The organism is Streptomyces sp. AC627_RSS907, assembly GCF_019049165.1.
Genome location: NZ_JAGMUE010000310.1, coordinates 1 through 368, shown reverse-complemented (window position 1 = coordinate 368; position 368 = coordinate 1). Strand labels below are relative to the sequence as shown.

Genomic DNA, 368 nt, shown 5'->3' with positions numbered 1-368 from the left:
CCACCTGGAACTGCGGGCAGTCCGCCGCCTGGCCCGGGGTCACCACGAGCACCAGCGGCAGTCCCGCCGCGTCGACCGCTGCGTGGACCTTGCTGCTCAGCCCGCCTCTGGACCTGCCGAGCCCGGCCGCCTTCGCCCGTGCCCGGCGACGGCGCCGTGCCGCGGACCGCTCCCGGTCCTCCTGCGAGTCGCCCGCGCCGGGTACCGGCGGCGGCGCATCACCCGCAGGACCGGTCCCTGTTCCGGCAGCGGAACCCCCTTTTCCTCGGTCAGTGCCTGTTCGAGAGCGTCCAGGGTCTCCCCGGCGACCGCCAGACCTGCCGATTCGTGATGGGCCCGCACGACCGTGGAGTCCACACTGACCAGTT

The 368-nt window shown here is 73.9% G+C and carries 2 pseudogenes; both read right to left on the bottom strand.

Annotation, left to right across the window (positions count from 1 at the left end):
* Nucleotides 1-136: pseudogene (locus tag KUM32_RS44235) on the bottom strand (IS5/IS1182 family transposase); the annotation flags it as partial.
* Nucleotides 97-368: pseudogene (locus tag KUM32_RS35450) on the bottom strand (hypothetical protein); the annotation flags it as partial. The pseudogenes KUM32_RS35450 and KUM32_RS44235, both read right to left, overlap by 40 nt.